A 17,910-nucleotide genomic window follows, 5' to 3' on the forward strand; every position below is an offset into this window, starting at 1 on the left:
TTGCTGTTTTTGAATTTATTAATAGAATATTGAACTCCTTCAAAACAGCACATTACAATAATTAAAAGAATATGGAAATAAAGATGTCGATTAGTTTTATCCCGATAAATGGAACGATTATTCCTCCAATTCCATAAATCAGTAAATTTCTTCTCAAAAGTGCACTTGCTCCAATTGGTTTGTATGGAACACCTTTTAATGCTAATGGAATCAAGAAAGGAATAATAATCGCATTGAAAATAACAGCCGATAAAATAGCTGTTTCGGGACTGTGTAAATTCATGATATTCAATCCTTGTAAGGCTGGAATTGCTGTAATGAACAAAGCAGGTATGATGGCAAAATATTTTGCTACATCATTCGCAATACTAAAGGTTGTTAAGGTTCCGCGTGTCATTAATAATTGTTTTCCGATTTCAACAACTTCAATTAATTTGGTTGGATCATTATCTAAATCCACCATATTTCCTGCTTCTTTTGCTGCTTGCGTACCACTGTTCATCGCTACACCAACATTAGCTTGCGCTAAGGCAGGTGCATCATTTGTACCATCGCCCATCATCGCAACCAAACGACCTTCGGTTTGTTCTTTTTTGATGTAATTCATTTTATCCTCCGGTTTTGCTTCCGCAATAAAATCATCCACACCTGCTTTTTCCGCGATAAATTTTGCAGTCATCGGATTATCACCTGTTACCATAACCGTTTTGATTCCCATTTTACGTAAACGTGCAAAGCGTTCTTGAATTCCAGGTTTGATAATGTCTTGTAATTCAATTACTCCTAAAACTTGCTCATTTTGAGAAACAACTAAAGGCGTTCCTCCATTTTGAGCAATTTCATTGGCTTTCATTTGAATTTCGTTTGGAAAAGAATTTCTTGCATTTTCAACCAAATTTTTGATAGCATCTACAGCTCCTTTACGAATGCGAGTTTGATCAAAATCAATTCCTGAACAACGTGTTTCTGCACTAAAATTGATAAAAACAGGATGTTGAATTGCAAATTTTAATGGATCTATTTGAACTAATTCTACAATTGATTTTCCTTCAGGAGTTTCATCACTCATCGAACTAAGAACTGCTGCTTTTTCTAAAGCTTCCATTTCTATTCCAATTGCAGGATATAAAGCCGTCGCCTTACGATTCCCGATTGTAATGGTTCCTGTTTTATCCAATAATAAAACATCTATATCGCCTGCTGTTTCCACTGCTTTTCCACTTTTTGTAATAACATTTGCACGCAAAGCTCTATCCATTCCAGCAATTCCGATTGCGGATAATAAACCTCCAATAGTGGTTGGAATTAAACATACAAATAATGAGATTAAAGCGCCAATGGTAATGGGAACATTTGCATAATCAGCGAATGGTTTTAGGGTAACCATAACTATGACAAATACTAATGTAAAAGCAGCTAATAAAATGGTTAAAGCAATTTCATTTGGTGATTTCTGACGATTTGCACCTTCAACTAATGCAATCATTTTATCTAAAAAACTTTCTCCTGGTTGTGTCGTAACTTTGACTTTAATTCGATCCGAAAGAACTTTTGTTCCTCCAGTAACCGAGCTTTTATCACCACCAGCTTCACGAATTACAGGTGCACTTTCTCCTGTAATAGCACTTTCGTCGATCGTTGCTAAACCTTCTATAATTTCACCATCGGTTGGAATTATATCTCCAGCTTCACAGATGAACATCATATCTTTGATTAGAGCAGAGGATGAAATCGTTTCACCATTTTCTAATTTTGCAGGCGTTTCTTCTCGTGTTTTACGTAAACTGTCGGCTTGAGCTTTTCCTCTTGCTTCGGCAATTGCTTCAGCAAAATTGGCAAATAACAATGTAAAAAGGAGTAAGATGAAAATTGAAAAATTATACCCAAAACTACCTTGAGATGTTTCACCTAAAAGAATCCAAAAACAAACTCCTAACATAATTGCAGTACCAATTTCTACAGCAAACATGACAGGGTTTTTATATAAAGTTGCTGGATTTAGTTTGATGAAAGCTTCTTTGAAGGCTGTTTGTACCAATGTTTTTTCAAATAAATTGGTTTTATTTTCTCGTGTCATTTTCTAAAATTTTGGAGTTGAAAAATAATCTGCAATGGGACCTAAGGTTAAAGCTGGAAAAAATGCTAAGGCTGCAACAATTAAGATGATGGCAAAAACAATACTTCCAAAAGTTGCTGTATCGGTTGCTAAAGTTCCTGAACCTTCTGGGACAAAATGTTTTTTTGCTAATAATCCAGCAATTGCAACAGGACCAATTATAGGTAAGAATCGTCCTAAAATCAATACAAAACCAGTTGCAATATTCCAAAATGGAGTGTTGTCTCCTAAGCCTTCGAAACCAGAACCGTTATTTGCAGCAGATGAAGTAAATTCATATAACATTTCACTAAATCCATGATACGAAGAGTTGTTTAAGGTTGATAGTGTTTCACTTGGTATTCCAGCAGCCAAAGCTGTTCCTACTAAAATCAAGAATGGATGTAAAAGGGTAATCATCATGGCGATTTTCATTTCTTTGGCTTCTATTTTTTTTCCAAAAATTTCAGGTGTTCTACCAACCATCAATCCACTAATAAATACCGCTAAAATTACAAATACAAAGAAGTTTAAAATACCAACTCCCACACCTCCATAAACACTGTTGATCATCATAGCTAACAATTCGTTCATTCCAGATAATGGCATTGTACTATCGTGCATAGAATTGACTGAACCTGTAGAAATAACGGTTGTTGCGATGCTCCAAAATCCTGAAGCGGCAGAACCAATTCGAACTTCTTTACCTTCCATTGCACCTAATGAATTATCAATACCGAGTTTTTCAATCATTGGATTTCCTTGCGATTCCATGTAAACATTCGGAATCGTTAAACATAGAAAGCCTACAGTCATTACACCAAACATCATCCAAGCGAATTTTCTGCGATTTGTATAAACGCCAAAGGCAAATAACATCGCCAACGGAATTAGCATTTGTGCAATCATTTCCGTCATATTACTTATATATGTTGGGTTTTCGAATGGGTGTGCAGAGTTGGTTCCAAAGAATCCGCCTCCATTTGTTCCTAGATGTTTTATGGCTATAAAAGCTGCTGCAGGTCCTCGAGAAACTTCCACTTTATTTCCTTCTAAAGTCATCATTTTATCTTTTCCTTCAAATGTCATTAGAGTTCCTTGAAAAATTAAGATTGAAGATACAATTACACATAATGGCAATAAAATACGCGTAATAGATTTGATGAAATAGGTATAAAAATTACCTAAAGTTTTCGTTGTTTTTTGTCGAAAAGCTTCAAATAATGTAACTGCTGCTGCCATACCAGTTGCTGCACTCACAAATTGTAAAAACATCAGCCATAATTGTGCTAAATAACTTACGCCTGTTTCTCCTGAATAGTGTTGTAAATTACAATTCACCACAAACGAAATAATCGTATTGAAAGCCAAATCAGGGCTCATACTTGGATTTTTATCTGGATTAAAAGGCAACAAACCTTGTGTCATTAATAGAATAAATCCAATGACAAACCAAATCAAATTAATCGTTAACAATGCACTTAAATGTTGTTTCCAATTCATCTGCTCCTCTGAATTGATACCTGATATTTTGAATAACAACTTTTCTATTGGGGAAATTAATCGGTCTAAAAAAGTTGGTTTATTGAGATACACTTTTGCAATGTAATTTCCTAACGGAATGGAAAGAGCGATCGCAACTAAAAATTGTACGATAACGCCAAATATTTCTGAATTCATTTTTACGAATAATTAAGTTTAAAATTTTTCGGGTTTTAATAGCACATATACTAAGTAAACAAACAAAGCAATAGCGATGAGTAATAAGAAAATCATGGTGAATGAATTATATATTATCAAAAAAGTCAATGGATTTGAAGAATACTCCAAAACATAAAATCCCAGCTAATAGTAATACAATTGTTATCATATTCCTGAATGATAAATTTGTTTAACATATTCTGATTTCAAATTCATTGGAAACAAATTCAAAAACTGTTTTCGGTTTTTGAAATCCGCTTCAATCATCAAAGTAACGGGTAGTATAAACAGATTATTGATGTATGTTTTACCCAAATCATTTGTTTTTGAAAACAATTTTCCTACACTATAACATAGCTGTTTTACACGTGCTGGATTATTATCTAAAATGTTTTGCAGTACTTTACTTTTAAGTTCTTTGACTTCATCTAATGAAATCGTTTGTTTCATTTTCATTTTGTAGATTTTTAAATTTCTCTACATAAGCCAATCAAAATGCCAAAGCAATTAGAATTAATTAGACGAAACAAAATCAATACGTTATGTTTTTATGGTTTTTTACTCAAATAAAAAACCCTTCCAAAATGGAAGGGTTTATTTTCATTATGATAAAGTATTTTATATCTGTTTTTCATTTTGAACAAAAATTCGTCAGTTCGAGTTATTTTCGTTTCGATAGAATAAGAAAATAGTATCGAGAACTTAGACGAATATATACCTAAAACCATCTTACTTCTCGATATAAAATTCTTTTCAGAATTTCACTCGAACTGACGGTTTTATTGATAAAATTATCAAAATATATAATGGTCAGTATTCTAAATTAATTCAGTTCATATTCGGCTATTTTTCGATAAAGCGTTGTTAAGCCAATACCTAATAATTCTGCCGTTTTTGTTTTGTTTCCTTTTGTAAATTTTAAAACTTTCTGAATATGTTTTTTTTCCATTAAAGCTAATTCTAATGAATTTTCGTTCTGATCAATTTCGCTTGTTTGAATAAATGAAGGAAAATCATTTGTAGAAAGTTCTTCATTTTCCGACAAAATAATAGCACGTTCGATCGTATTTTTTAATTCACGAATATTTCCCGGCCACGAATATTTTTTTAGAAAAAGTAAAGTTTCCTGATTGATAGATTTTATATTTTTTTGATAATACTGATTGAAGTGTTTTATAAACTGATTCACGATTAGTTCGATATCCGAAACGCGTTCACGTAAGGAAGGTAACTCGATATGGAACACAGAAATTCGATAAAATAAATCTTCGCGAAATGTTCCGTTTGCAATTTCCTTTTCCAAATTTCGGTTAGTGGCTGCAATAATTCGTACATCAACTTTTGTAGGTTTTGTTTCGCCGATTTTAATAAACTCACCCGATTCTAAAACTCGCAATAATTTTGCTTGTAAATCCAAGGCCATTTCGCCAATTTCATCTAAAAAAATAGTTCCTAAATGAGCTTCTTCAAACAAACCTTTTTGATCTTTCATTGCGCCTGTAAATGCACCTGCTTTATGACCAAATAATTCACTTTCTAATAAGTCTTTACTAAAAGCAGAACAGTTAATAGCAACAAAATTTTGGTCTTTTCGCAAACTTGATTGATGTATGGCTGTCGCAAAAACTTCTTTTCCAGTTCCTGTTTCTCCGGTTAAAAGAACGGTAGCATTTGTTGGTGCAACTTTTTGAGCTAATTGTAAAGCTTGTTCAAAAATTGGAGATTTACCCAATAATAAATTACTGTCTAATTTTGTTGATGTTGTTTCTTGAGAAATTTCATTCTCTTTATTATATTTCACACGATCCAAAGCTCTATACAACAAGGGTAAAATACGATTGTTATCATCCCCTTTTGTAATATAATCAAAAGCTCCGTTTTTAATAGCTTGAACGCCATCAGGAATATTTCCATAAGCTGTAAGCAGAATAATTTCTATCAAAGGAAATTTTTCTTTGACTTCTTTTGCAAACTCAACACCATTACCATCAGGTAATTTTACATCACATAAAATAACTTCAGGAGTAAGTGTTTTAATTTTCTTAAGCCCTGATTTTAAATCTTCTGCTTGATGTATTTCAAAACCTTCTAATTCGAGAATTCGAGCTAGGAGTGTTCTGATTTTTGTTTCATCGTCTATGATTAAAATTGAATGCATTTTTATTACTTGTGAACAACGAAGGTATTGTTTTTATGCATATAGCTTTTATAAACTCATTATTTTTTTCTTCTTTCAACTTTTTCAAAAATTTCAAAAACGCATCAAATGTAGGATTGAGTAACTTTTGAATCTATTGGAAGGAAGTTGATTATTTTTTTATAAATCAATCGTCCGCTCTATTTTTATTTGCTCCAAAAATGCTTCGTCGTGTGATACAACGATTAGCGTTCCTTGATATTCGTTTATGGCTTTTGTCAAAATTTCAATGTTCTGAATATCTAAATTATTGGTAGGTTCGTCCAAAATAATAATGTCAGGAGCTTTGCTGTTTATTGTTAAACAACAAAGTAATAAACGCATTCTTTCACCACCACTCAATGTTAAGCAAGGTTTCTCCCAATCATCTTTTGAAAACAAAAATCGGTTTAAACGAATCTTGATTTCGTGTTCTTGTAATGCTGAGGTATTAAATTGTTGTGCTTGCTCGTAAACTTCTAGTTTATTATTAAGTAACGAATAATCTTGGTCAATGTAAATGGATTTATTTTCTGCTCGATAAATTGTTCCTTTTTGCGGTTTTATCTTTCCTAAAATAAGCTTTATCAACGTAGTTTTTCCTGAACCGTTTTTTCCTTTTATTGCAATGCGTTCACGACTTATAATCTCAAAATTTAAGTTATTTTCCCAAATCAGTTTATCGTTATAACCAAAGTTAATGTTAGTTGCAGTAAGTAAAACTTTTCCTTTGTGCAAGTGAGAATGATCAAAACCAAATTTCATTTTATCTAAAGGAGATAGAGAGGAGCGAAGCGTTTGTAAATCCTGAGAAATTCCATTAATTTTTTCTGTATGAACACCTTTTAATTTTGATGTACTATTTTCGGCATTATTTCGCAAAGTGTTCATCATTATTCGAGCAACACCTGATTTTTCTTGTTTACTTTTTCCACGATTATCCAATTTTTGTTGCCGTTCTAAAGTATCTCGTTCTTTCTCTTTGGCTTTTCGCAATGCTTTTTCTTTACTTTGAATATCTTGACTCAAGGCATTGTTTTCAATCTGTTTTTGAGCTTTATAAAAGTCGTAATTTCCACCATAAACTTTAATCCCGTGTTTACTTAACTCATAAACACTATTTAGAAGGTTTAGAAGTTTTCTGTCATGGCTTACGATGATTAACGTGCTTTTTGTATCGAGAACTAGATCGTATAAAAGTTGACGGCTTACATTATCGAGATGATTGCTAGGTTCATCCAATAAAATTAATTCGGGCTGATGAATGGAAATTCCAGCTAAAAAAACCTTTGTTTTTTGTCCACCACTTAGAGTTTCCATTTTTTTGGATAAGTCTAAATTATTGAGTTGCCAATAACTTAATGCTTCATTGCAACGGTCTTCGATTGTCCAATCATCATCGAGTGAATTGAAATTATCTTCACTTGTGTTTCCGTTTAAAATTTCGTGCAATGCACTTAATTTATCTTCAATTTTCAGTACTTGAGCTATTGTTAACTGATCGAATTGTCCGAAAATTTGTGGAACATAATAAGGTTCGGTTTCAATGTTTATTATTCCGTTTGATGATTGACTTTTTTTGGCGATAATTTTCAATAAAGTAGATTTTCCTACTCCGTTATTACCAATTAAAGCAATTTTTTCTTGATTTTGTACTGTTAAATTAATGTCGCTAAACAGTATATCCTTGTTTGGATGTTGATATGAAATATTTTGTAAAGTAAGCATAATTCCTTTCTTTAGAAGTGAAACAATACAGCAACCGTTTTGAGGTTGTTGTTCTGATTTGTCTGAAAGAAATTATTTTTTACATTGTATCTTACTTAAATTTTGATTCTGCGAATATACGAAGTTTATTTAATTAATAAGAAATCAGAGGGAAGCTAAAGATTAGCTACATAGGAACATTAAATACTGATAAAATTTTACTTCTTTATACTCAACGCGCCTGAAGGACATTGGTGAACTTGTTTGATAAGTTCATCACTACTTGCATTTTCTGGTTTTAGCCAAGGTTTTTCTTTCGGATTATATACATTTGGAAGTAGTTTTACGCAAATACCTGCATGTTGACATAATTCAGGCTTCCAGATTATAGTAATTTCTCCGTTGGTATATTCGTGTTGGTTCATTTTGATATTTTTAGATGAATTGAAGTTACTTAAAAATTTTCAATATTCAACGTTAAAATAATTTTAGTTCCAATATTTTGCTTACTCTCAATTCGCATTTTAATATCAGACATTTTAGCTAATTGTGTTGCAATATTTAGTCCTAATCCAGAACCAGAAATATGGAGTGTTGAATCATTTTTAATTCGGAAAAATCGTTCTTGAACAAATTTTAAATCTTCTTGATTCATTCCAATTCCATTGTCTTCAAAAATCAATTCATAGCAATCATTTTCGATGTTAGAAAGAATTGTGATTTGACCTTTTAAGTTCGAATATTTTATGGCATTTGATAAAATGTTATCTATAATAATCTCAAAAAATTCTTGGAAATTATCAATTTCATAAGCTTGAAGTTGTTCCGTATCGACAGAAATTTGTTTTTCTTGTAACAAAACATCAAAACGTTCAATTGATTTTAAAACTTCTGATTTTAGTTCAAATAATGAAGTTTTTAGCTCCAAACTATTATTTTCGACACGAGAAAGCAATAAAAATTGTTCCACCAAACGATCCAAACGATTCACTTGTTTCAATGTGTAATCTATTTTTTCATTATATTGTTCAGGCGTACGTTCGCGTCGAATCAAAATTTCCAATGTTCCTTTTATAATTGCTAAAGGTGTTCGAAGTTCATGTGAAGCGTCAGCCGAAAACTGTTTAGCTTTTAAAATTTGAAACTCTAATCGATCTAACAGTGAATTTATTGTCGCTGAAAGTTGAAATAATTCATCTTTATTTTTAGGTAATTGAATACGTTCTGAAAGATTATTTTCTGTGATAGACTGCGCTGTATGAATCACATTGAAAACAGGTTTAATCGATTTAGCAGCAATAAAACGAGCTAAAAGAAACGTCAATAAAACCGAAATAGGAAAGATAATAAGTAAGGCAGTTTTCAAATAATCTAGCGCTAATTGATTGTGTTTTGTTGAAACGCCGACGACCAAATATCCCACAACTTCGCCGTGATGAATCAATTTTGCTTGAGAAATTAATAACTGAATTGAATTGTATTCAGCGTAAAAAGGCTTATTTTCTGGTTCTTCATTGTTCCAATCCAATTGATTTTGCACCATATTTGGAGAGCTCTCAATTAATTTGAAATTTTTATTATAAATCGAGATAAAAACAGGATTCAGTGCAATGTCTGTATGTTCAACTTCTTCCCATTCACGTGGTTGAACAAAGTTCTCTAATGTTGGTTCGTGTAAAACATAATCAACGTGACTATTGATTTCTTCCTCCAACGTTTCGTACATCGTTTTGTTAATACCTCGGTTTACAGAAAAATAAATTAAATAAAATATAATCAGTAAAATAACCGAAAAAGTAAGACTGTAGAAAAGCGCAATTCTATTTTTTACTGAAAATTTTTTAAGCATCTTTCGAAATGTAACCAACGCCACGAATAGTATGCAAACGCGGATCGTCTTTTTTTAGATTCAATTTTTTACGAATCGCATTAATAAAAACATCAATCACACTTGTATCATATTCAAAATGAATGTCCCAAACGTTTTCAATGATTTCTTTGCGTGTACAAATTCGGTTTTTATTCTTGAAAAGATAAGCTAAAAGTTGAAATTCTTTTAGTGTTAATTCAACTAAATTATTGTCTAAAAAAGTTTGATGCGTTTCTGTATTTAATGAAATATTTCCGAAATTCAAAAGATTATTCGATTCATTTTGACGAAGATAAACGTTGATTCGTGCTACTAATTCATTGAAATCAAATGGTTTTTTGATGTAATCATTTGCACCAGTATTCAAACCTTCAATTGTATCTTGAACTGTATCTTTCGCTGTAATGAAAATAATGGGCGTTTTTTTATTTGGATTTTCAGTAGATCGCGTTGTTTGACAAACTTCTAATCCAGAAATATTTAACATCATCCAATCCAATAAAATAACATCAAATTTCTCGTTATTTATTTTCACTAAGGCATCTTCGCCGCTTAAACAGTGCGTTGGCGATAAATTTTCTTCTTCTAAACCTTGAAGCATAAAATTGGCAATTCCCAATTCATCTTCAACAATTAAAACTTTTGGTTTGTTCATTTTCTAATTTGGAACAATAACATTTAAAGCATTCGGGATAATCGAAACTTCAATAGAATTTTGGTTAAAAATAACAGCTTCACCATCAACTTGTGCAATGGTTTTTGTTTGTTTGGAATTGAATTTTACTGAATTAACTTGCAATACTTTTGCTTGCTTCATTTTTTCAATTCGTTTTCCTAAAACATTCGCCGAAAACTGAATTTGTTGGATAAAATTAAGCTTTTTTACCGCAAGAAAGTCTAATTTTCCATCATTTAATTTTGCATTGGGCGAAAATGAGATGCCGTAACCCGCTTCGTTAGAGTTGGAGCAGAACACAAAATAGAAATCATCATCTAATGTATGTTCGTTGTCTAATTCGATGCTAAATTTTTTCGGTTGAAAGTTGAAAATTGCTTTTGTACTGGCGGTTACATATCCCAAAAAGTTTCTTGTTTTGGTTTGTGCGTAATTGTTAATCACATCTGCATCAATTCCCAATCCCATATTGCTGAAAAAGTATTTTTCGTTGATTTTTCCTGCATCAATTTTATTGATTTTTGCATTCAGAATCATTTCAAAAGCTTTTTCAGTAGATTTAGGAATATGCAAATTAGCAGCTAATCCATTTCCAGAGCCAATCGGAATAATTCCCAAAGCAACATTGCTACCAACCAAAGCTTGAGCGACTTCGTTTATTGTTCCGTCGCCGCCACAAGCTACTATTATATCAGGATTTTTTGTGAGAACTTGATTCGTAATTTCGGTTGCATGACCAATACTTTCAGTCAAAAATGTTTCGAAATCAATATTTTTCTGACTAAAATAACTTTGAATTTCAGTTTCAATCATTCGTCCTTTTCCCTTTCCAGCAATTGGATTGATGATAAAAATGATTTTATTTTTCATTTAATAAATGATTGCTAAATAAATAATCGGCTGTTTGATAATTAGATATGATAGAACGCTCGAAAATAGGATCAACCTTTGTATCAATTAAATTTTTATCAATCCATTTGTATTGATTAATTTTCTTTTGATCGGATAAAATTGAAACATCTTCTCCTTTTTTCATTCCTAATTTAATATACGTACCAACAAAAGAACGCGATTTGTATTGCGGATCGAAAATGTCTTTTCCATAGAATTGAGATGTATACTTCCAATTAAACAACGAAAATAACGTTGGGAAAATATCAATTTGAGAAACTTCTTTTGTGACATTTTCGTTTGCATGCGATTTCAAATTATAGATAAATGCAGGAATGTGATGATTTTTTACATCAATTGCATCTTTACCCGCGCTACTTGCACAGTGATCGGCAATAAATACAAAAACGGTATTACTGAACCAAGGTTTTGTTTTCGCTTTTGTAATTAAATCTCCAATCGCATAATCGGCATATTTCACCGCACCAGGACGACCAGTTCCAGACGGAATATCAATTTTTCCATCTTCGTATGAATAAGGTTTGTGGTTAGAAGTAGACATTACGAAAGCAAAAAATGGTTGTTTTGTTTTGTATTTTTCATCGGCAACTTTGATTACTTTTCTGTAAATATCATCGTCTGCAATTCCCCAAGCATTTTCAAAAGTAACTTCATCATCATTAATATTGAAACGATTGGTGTTGATTTTATCACTCAAAACACTACCACGACCACGATCGTAAATATCAAAACCATTTCCACCATAAAACGCATTCATATTATCAAAATATCCATCGCCACCATAAAAGAACATATTGTGATAACCTTTTGCTTTGAAAACGTTCGAAATAGTATATAAGTTTTGATTATCAACACGTTTCACAATACTGTTTCCAGGAGTAGGAGGAATTGATAATGTAACAGCTTCCATTCCGCGTACTGTACGCGTTCCGTTGGCATACATATTCGAAAAATAGATGCTGTTATTTGCAATATCATTAAGGTTTGGAGTGATTGATTTTCCGTTGAATTGCTCTTGCAAAAATGAAGCGCTCATACTTTCCATCAATACAAAAATCACGTTTGGTTTTTGCTCTGCTTGTGACGGATTACTTGCTAAAATTGTTCTTCGTATTGGATTTTTGAATTGTTGATCGAAAACAGTTTTCGAATCTTGCAATTCAGATTTCATTACTGCAAAAGCATCTTCAATCGGAATAGATTTATAATGTTCGTCGTATTTTAAGTGATTATTTCGGAAAGCTGAAAAGAATGAAAAGATTCCAGCTTTAGAAATTTCATTGTTGTATCGGTTTTCAGAAGTTGAACTACTATCGTTGTTTAAAAGGAATAATGAACCAACCGCAAGTAATAAATTGAACACAAAAACGCCAACTTTTTGACTTGTTTTTGGTTTGTTATGAAATGTATTGTAGAAGAAATAACCTTTTTTTGTTGCGAAAATTGTCAAGCCTGTAATCAACACAATTCCGCCAATTAAAACAGGTAATGGATATGATTCTTGAATGTTTTTGACAACTTCGTATGTATAAATTAAATAATCGACTGCAATAAAATTGAATCGACTTTTGAATTCGTCCCAAAATGTAACTTCGGCAAAAAATGTAAAATAAATGATTACCAAATACAATGTATAAACGAAATACACGAAAATTCGATCAAATAAAGAATTGACGAATTTGTTTGGTAAAATCATAAAATAAAATGATAAGAATAACGTGAAACAGCTTACAACACTAATGTCGTACACTAATCCATAAAAAATAGTGTGTAATAACGAGCCGATATTCCAATCGAAATCGCTTTTTACCCAAATCGCAAAAATTAGGNNAGGCGTAGAATAAATGAAATTAGAATAAATAACGAACTGAAAAATAGTAAAATACTGTAACGTCCTTTTAAATTATTTGTAAACATTTTGTTTTTGAATTATTGTTCAAATGTCTTGATATTTAATAGATTATTAACATGGAAAAGTGAATCTTAAGCGAATCTTAAGTTTGCGATTCTTGAATGAAAGATAGAAGCTGAAAACGTTAATAATTCGTGAAAAAATGGTTTTGATTAGAAATAGTTGTAAATTTGTAATTGGTTTATAAAGTAGGTATAATGGAAGAGATATTAATCAATGAAAAAGAAGAAAAGTTTTTAACATATTGGGAGAAAAGATTCTCTACAATTTTTAAAGACAATACAAGTTGGACAACTTTGTTTATGACAGTTAACAAAGCTACTTTTCCAGATTCATTAAATATAGAAACGTTTTGCAAAAAGTTTATGCAAGATTTCAATATGAAATTATCATATAAATATGATGAATCAGACAACGAATACGATTTGACAATTACAAGATAATTACGGAAAACGAAAAATCCTTATCAATTTTGATAAGGATTTTTTTTGTTGTAAAAAGGGACATTTGATTGATAATCATGCTTAAATTTTAAGAAAAATATTTAACCAAAAAATTAAATAAAATATTGTTGATTTAGATTTGATTTTACTAATTAAAATGTTTAATTTTGCAGTTCACTTTTAAAGGTGATTTAGTTTTTAAAGTTTACAACATTTGTATAGCTCATAATAAGGTTGAGCGTCTCTACGGCAGACCATAAAAAATTGCCACTACAAATGAATTTTTTTTCTACAAAATGAGTCTTGAACCACTCTTGTTAGAAAATAGTTTGTTTGTTGATGTAGATGATACAAATGGTTTAAACACATTAAACCAAATAGTACAGCAAACAATACAATGAACCACAGACTTTTCATTCAGAAGAAATCGAATTTTGACGTTATCAGTCAGAAGACTACAATAGAACTCAAAAACCTTGTACCTACAATTGTGTGCAAGGTTTTTGTTATTTATGATCTATTTAATATAGAAGAAAGCCAATTACAAGAGGTTCAAAATAAGGTGTTTGTCGATCCTGTGACAGACGTTGTTTTCAAATACGTAGAAGACGCAGTTAACGAAAGTATTCCTTATTCTAAAAACTATTTTGCAACCGAATTTTTACCTGGTCAATATAATCAACGCGATGATTCTTCGGAACAATGTTTAGTGTTGATGAATGTTGAAAATGTAACCGTAAAATCTGGTTTATTATATGTTTTCAATGATGATTTGTCTGCAGAAGATTTAAAGAAAATAAAAGATTACTTAATCAATCCAATTGAGTCGCGCGAGAAAGATCTTTCTAAAATGGAAATTCCAGCTAATCCAGAAGCGACAGAAGTTCCAATTATTGAAGGTTTTATTTCTGCTGACGAAAATAAACTACAAGACATTTACAACCAATTTGGGTTATCGTTAGAGATGGATGATTTAGTTTTTATTCAAGACTATTTCAAATCGATTAATCGTAATCCAACCGAAACTGAGTTAAAAGTTTTAGATACATATTGGTCTGATCACTGTCGTCATACAACTTTTGAGACGGAGATTACAGATGTTCAATTTAATTCTAAATTTAACGAAACACTTCAAAAAACATTCAATTATTACCAACAAGTTCGTCAAGAATTAGGAATTACAAAACCAATTCGTTTGATGGATTTAGCAACTGTGATGGGAAAATATCTTTCTCGTACAGGAATTGTGAAAAATATTGATGTTTCAGAAGAAATCAATGCATGTTCTATTGTCGTTCCAATCGATGTAGATGGAGTTGAGGAAGAATGGTTATTACAATTCAAAAACGAAACACATAATCACCCAACAGAAGTTGAGCCATTTGGTGGAGCTTCGACATGTGTTGGTGGAGCAATTCGCGACCCTTTGAGTGGACGTTCTTACGTTTTCCAAGCGATGCGTATTACAGGAGCTGCAAATCCTTTAGAAAAGATTGAAGATACGTTACCAGGTAAATTACCACAACGTAAAATCTCGAAAGAAGCAGCAAACGGATATAGTTCATATGGAAATCAAATTGGTTTAGCGACAACTTTTGTGAAAGAAATTTACGACGAAGGGTACAAAGCAAAACGCATGGAAGTTGGTTTTGTGGCTGGAGCTGTAAAAAAAGAATATGTCCGTCGTGAAGAACCAGTTGCAGGTGACCGAATTATTTTATTAGGTGGAGCAACAGGTCGTGATGGAGTAGGTGGAGCATCAGGGTCATCTAAAACACACGATGGTTTAAAATTAGACGATTTATCAGCAGAAGTTCAAAAAGGAAATGCAATTGTTGAACGTAAAATTCAACGTTTATTCCGTAATCCAGACGTTTTAGCATTAATCAAAAAATGTAACGACTTTGGTGCGGGAGGTGTTTCTGTTGCAATTGGTGAAATTGCACGCGGAATTAATGTTAATTTAGATTTAGTCCCACTGAAATATGCTGGATTAAACGGAACAGAATTAGCGATTTCTGAATCTCAGGAACGTATGGCTGTTGCGGTTGAGGCAAAAGATGTGGAAACATTTATCGCATTAGCAAAAGAAGAAAATCTTGATGCGACTTGTGTTGCTGAGGTAACGGGAGATGATACAATGACTTTGGTTTGGAAAGGAACAAAGATTGTTGAATTAGACCGTAAATTTTTAGATACAAACGGTGTTCGTAAACAAGCTAAAATCGAAGTTACGGACGAAGAATATACAAACCCTTTTGAGAATAAAGCTTTCAATAAAGAAGCGTTTATTGAAATGATGCAAGAGTTAAATCATGCGTCGCAAAAAGGTATGGTAGAAATGTTTGATAACAACGTTGGTCGTTCTACTATTTTGAATGCTTTTGGTGGACAAACAATGGATACGCCAGAAGATGTTTCAGTACAAAAATTCCCAACAGACGGATTTACAAATGCGGTTTCTATCGCATCATTTGGTTACAATCCTACAATTTCGCGTTGGTCAAATTATCACGGAGCTTATTTTGCGGTAATTGATTCGATGACAAAAATTGTTGCTGCTGGTGGAAATTACGCTGATATTCGTTTAACTTTTCAAGAATATTTTGAAAAATTACGTGATGAAGCAACGCGTTGGGGAAAACCATTTGCAGCTTTATTAGGAACGATTGAAGCTCAAAAACAATTCGGAATTCCTGCAATTGGAGGAAAAGATTCGATGTCGGGTTCTTACCAAGATATTGATGTTCCGCCAACGTTAATTTCTTTTGCAGTTGCGCCTTCTAAGGCTGAAAAAATTGTACAAGGAACTTTAGTTGAAAAGAATTCTAAACTTTCAGTTTTTATTCCAACATTGACTGAAGACTATTTAATCGACGAAACAAATACAAAAGCTGTTTTTGATTTTATCGGAACAATTAATGATGATGTAAAATCAATGATGACGGTTAAATTTGGTGGAATTGCAGAAACTGTAGCGAATATGGCTTTTGGTAATGAAATCGGATTTGAAATCAAGACTGATTTAGATTTAGGAAAATATTATCCAGCTTCGATTGTGATTGAACATTCAGAAGAATTAAATATTCCTGCTGAAATTGCTCAAAATTACCACGTTGTAGGTCAGACAAATGATTCAACTTCATTCAACTTTAATGGAGAAGAAATCAATTTAATTGAATTGAAACAACAATGGAAAGAAACATTCAATTCATTGTTTCCATATAAATCAACTTCTGAAACAGTTGTTGAAGAAAAAGATTTGAAAGCTGAACAAATTTGTTTTGCCTTCGCAGATCATAAAGTAGAAAGCCCGAAAGTATTTATTCCAATTTTCCCAGGAACAAACTCAGAATATGATTCAGCAAAAGCATTCCGTAGAGAAGGAGCAATCGTTTCGACTTTACCTTTCCGTAATTTAACACAACAAGATGTTGAAGAATCAGTAGATGCTTTTGTAAATGAAATCAATCAAGCCAATATTTTCTTTGTACCAGGTGGTTTCTCAGCTGCTGATGAGCCAGATGGATCAGGTAAATTTATTGCAACGGTTTTACGTAATGAGAAAATCAAAAATGCAATTCACAATTTATTGGAGCGTGATGGACTGGTTTTAGGAATCTGTAATGGTTTCCAAGCCTTGATTAAATCAGGATTATTGCCTTATGGACGTATTCAAGATTTAGAAGAAGATACACCAACATTAACGTTCAACGAAATTGGTCGTCACATTACACAATTAGCGAAAGTGAGAGTGAATAAATCGCATTCACCTTGGTTGAAAGGAATGGAAGGACAAGAATTCTGGATTCCATTTTCTCATGGAGAAGGTCGTTTCGTAGCAAATGAGGTTGAATTAGAAAAGTTAATTGATAAAGGACAAATCGCTACTCAGTTTGTTGATTTGGATGGAAAATTAGCAGGTAAAATGCCTTATAATCCAAATGGATCTACGTTTGCGGTAGAAGGAATTGTATCGCCTTGTGGAAAAGTTTATGGACGAATGGGACATCCAGAGCGTTACGAAGAAGGATTATTCAAGAACATTCCAGGAAATGGATATATGAATATCTTCAAAAATGCGGTAGAGTATTTTAGAGGGTAGATTATAGATATGAGATATTAGAAGTTAGATATGAGAAAATTTAACTTCTAAAAATTAAATAAAAAATGTCATTTAGAGTTTGTTGAGGAATCTAAAAAGATTTTTCATTACGCCAAGGCTTCATTCAGAATGACAATTGAAGAATAAAGTTTGAGTCATCCTGAACTCGTTTCAGGAACTCATTCTAAAAGAGTGAGAAGCTGAACTAAATTCAGCTTGACATTGAATAAAAGTAAGGAATTTTGAAGTTAGAGATTAGTTAGAAAAAAATCTAAATACTAATATCTAACATCTAAATACTAAAAAGAAACAA

General features: G+C 32.1%; 13 protein-coding genes and 1 riboswitch. Of the genes, 2 read left to right on the plus strand and 11 right to left on the minus strand.

The window, feature by feature from the left end; translation table 11 throughout:
• Window positions 1-61 precede the first annotated feature (61 nt).
• The 11 genes from kdpB to B2217_RS06600 all read right to left on the minus strand — a co-directional run bounded on the left by kdpB (window position 62) and on the right by B2217_RS06600 (window position 12,833).
• A complete protein-coding gene (kdpB, locus tag B2217_RS06555; protein WP_291122221.1) occupies window positions 62-2,077 on the minus strand; it encodes a potassium-transporting ATPase subunit KdpB in 2,016 nt (671 codons plus the stop codon).
• A 3-nt stretch (window positions 2,078-2,080) separates the two neighbouring features.
• The gene (kdpA, locus tag B2217_RS06560; protein ID WP_180904887.1) at window positions 2,081-3,775 is read right to left on the minus strand and encodes a potassium-transporting ATPase subunit KdpA; all 1,695 of its coding nucleotides are present in this window, start codon (window positions 3,773-3,775) and stop codon (window positions 2,081-2,083) included.
• 18 nt (window positions 3,776-3,793) lie between these two features.
• A complete protein-coding gene (kdpF, locus tag B2217_RS16970) occupies window positions 3,794-3,871 on the minus strand; it encodes a K(+)-transporting ATPase subunit F (RefSeq protein ID WP_084106879.1) in 78 nt (25 codons plus the stop codon).
• A gap of 90 nt (window positions 3,872-3,961) precedes the next feature.
• Window positions 3,962-4,252: a DUF7674 family protein gene (locus B2217_RS06565; RefSeq protein ID WP_114999274.1), complete on the minus strand. Its 291-nt coding sequence runs from the start codon at window positions 4,250-4,252 to the stop codon at window positions 3,962-3,964.
• A 367-nt stretch (window positions 4,253-4,619) separates the two neighbouring features.
• Window positions 4,620-5,954: a sigma-54-dependent transcriptional regulator gene (locus B2217_RS06570; RefSeq protein ID WP_180904886.1), complete on the minus strand. Its 1,335-nt coding sequence runs from the start codon at window positions 5,952-5,954 to the stop codon at window positions 4,620-4,622.
• A 159-nt stretch (window positions 5,955-6,113) separates the two neighbouring features.
• Window positions 6,114-7,700: a ribosomal protection-like ABC-F family protein gene (gene abc-f / locus B2217_RS06575; RefSeq protein WP_180904885.1), complete on the minus strand. Its 1,587-nt coding sequence runs from the start codon at window positions 7,698-7,700 to the stop codon at window positions 6,114-6,116.
• 197 nt (window positions 7,701-7,897) lie between these two features.
• Window positions 7,898-8,104, minus strand: a complete 207-nt coding sequence (locus B2217_RS06580) for a (4Fe-4S)-binding protein (RefSeq protein ID WP_180904884.1) — start codon at window positions 8,102-8,104, stop codon at window positions 7,898-7,900.
• Window positions 8,105-8,133: 29 nt separating this feature from the next.
• Window positions 8,134-9,528 carry a sensor histidine kinase gene (locus B2217_RS06585; RefSeq protein ID WP_180904883.1) on the minus strand — a complete coding sequence of 465 codons (1,395 nt, stop codon included), beginning with the start codon at window positions 9,526-9,528 and terminating at the stop codon, window positions 8,134-8,136.
• The gene (locus B2217_RS06590; RefSeq protein ID WP_180904882.1) at window positions 9,521-10,204 is read right to left on the minus strand and encodes a response regulator transcription factor; all 684 of its coding nucleotides are present in this window, start codon (window positions 10,202-10,204) and stop codon (window positions 9,521-9,523) included. Before B2217_RS06590 ends, B2217_RS06585 begins: the two co-directional genes overlap by 8 nt.
• A 3-nt stretch (window positions 10,205-10,207) precedes the next feature.
• Complete coding sequence (locus B2217_RS06595; protein ID WP_180904881.1) at window positions 10,208-11,095, minus strand: diacylglycerol/lipid kinase family protein; 888 nt, start codon at window positions 11,093-11,095, stop codon at window positions 10,208-10,210.
• Complete coding sequence (locus tag B2217_RS06600) at window positions 11,085-12,833, minus strand: LTA synthase family protein (RefSeq protein ID WP_180906852.1); 1,749 nt, start codon at window positions 12,831-12,833, stop codon at window positions 11,085-11,087. Before B2217_RS06600 ends, B2217_RS06595 begins: the two co-directional genes overlap by 11 nt.
• Before the next feature lie 413 nt (window positions 12,834-13,246).
• Here B2217_RS06600 and B2217_RS06605 point away from each other — a divergent pair, with 413 nt between their 5' ends.
• Window positions 13,247-13,492, plus strand: coding sequence for a hypothetical protein (locus B2217_RS06605; protein WP_038332385.1), 246 nt, complete (start codon window positions 13,247-13,249; stop codon window positions 13,490-13,492).
• Window positions 13,493-13,686: 194 nt separating this feature from the next.
• Window positions 13,687-13,785: riboswitch (purine riboswitch) on the plus strand.
• Window positions 13,786-13,889: 104 nt separating this feature from the next.
• The gene (locus B2217_RS06610; protein ID WP_280045340.1) at window positions 13,890-17,597 is read left to right on the plus strand and encodes a phosphoribosylformylglycinamidine synthase; all 3,708 of its coding nucleotides are present in this window, start codon (window positions 13,890-13,892) and stop codon (window positions 17,595-17,597) included.
• Window positions 17,598-17,910: the final 313 nt, after the last annotated feature.

Source organism: Empedobacter sp. UBA7620 (genome assembly GCF_002484185.1).
GTDB lineage: Bacteria > Bacteroidota > Bacteroidia > Flavobacteriales > Weeksellaceae > Empedobacter > Empedobacter falsenii_C.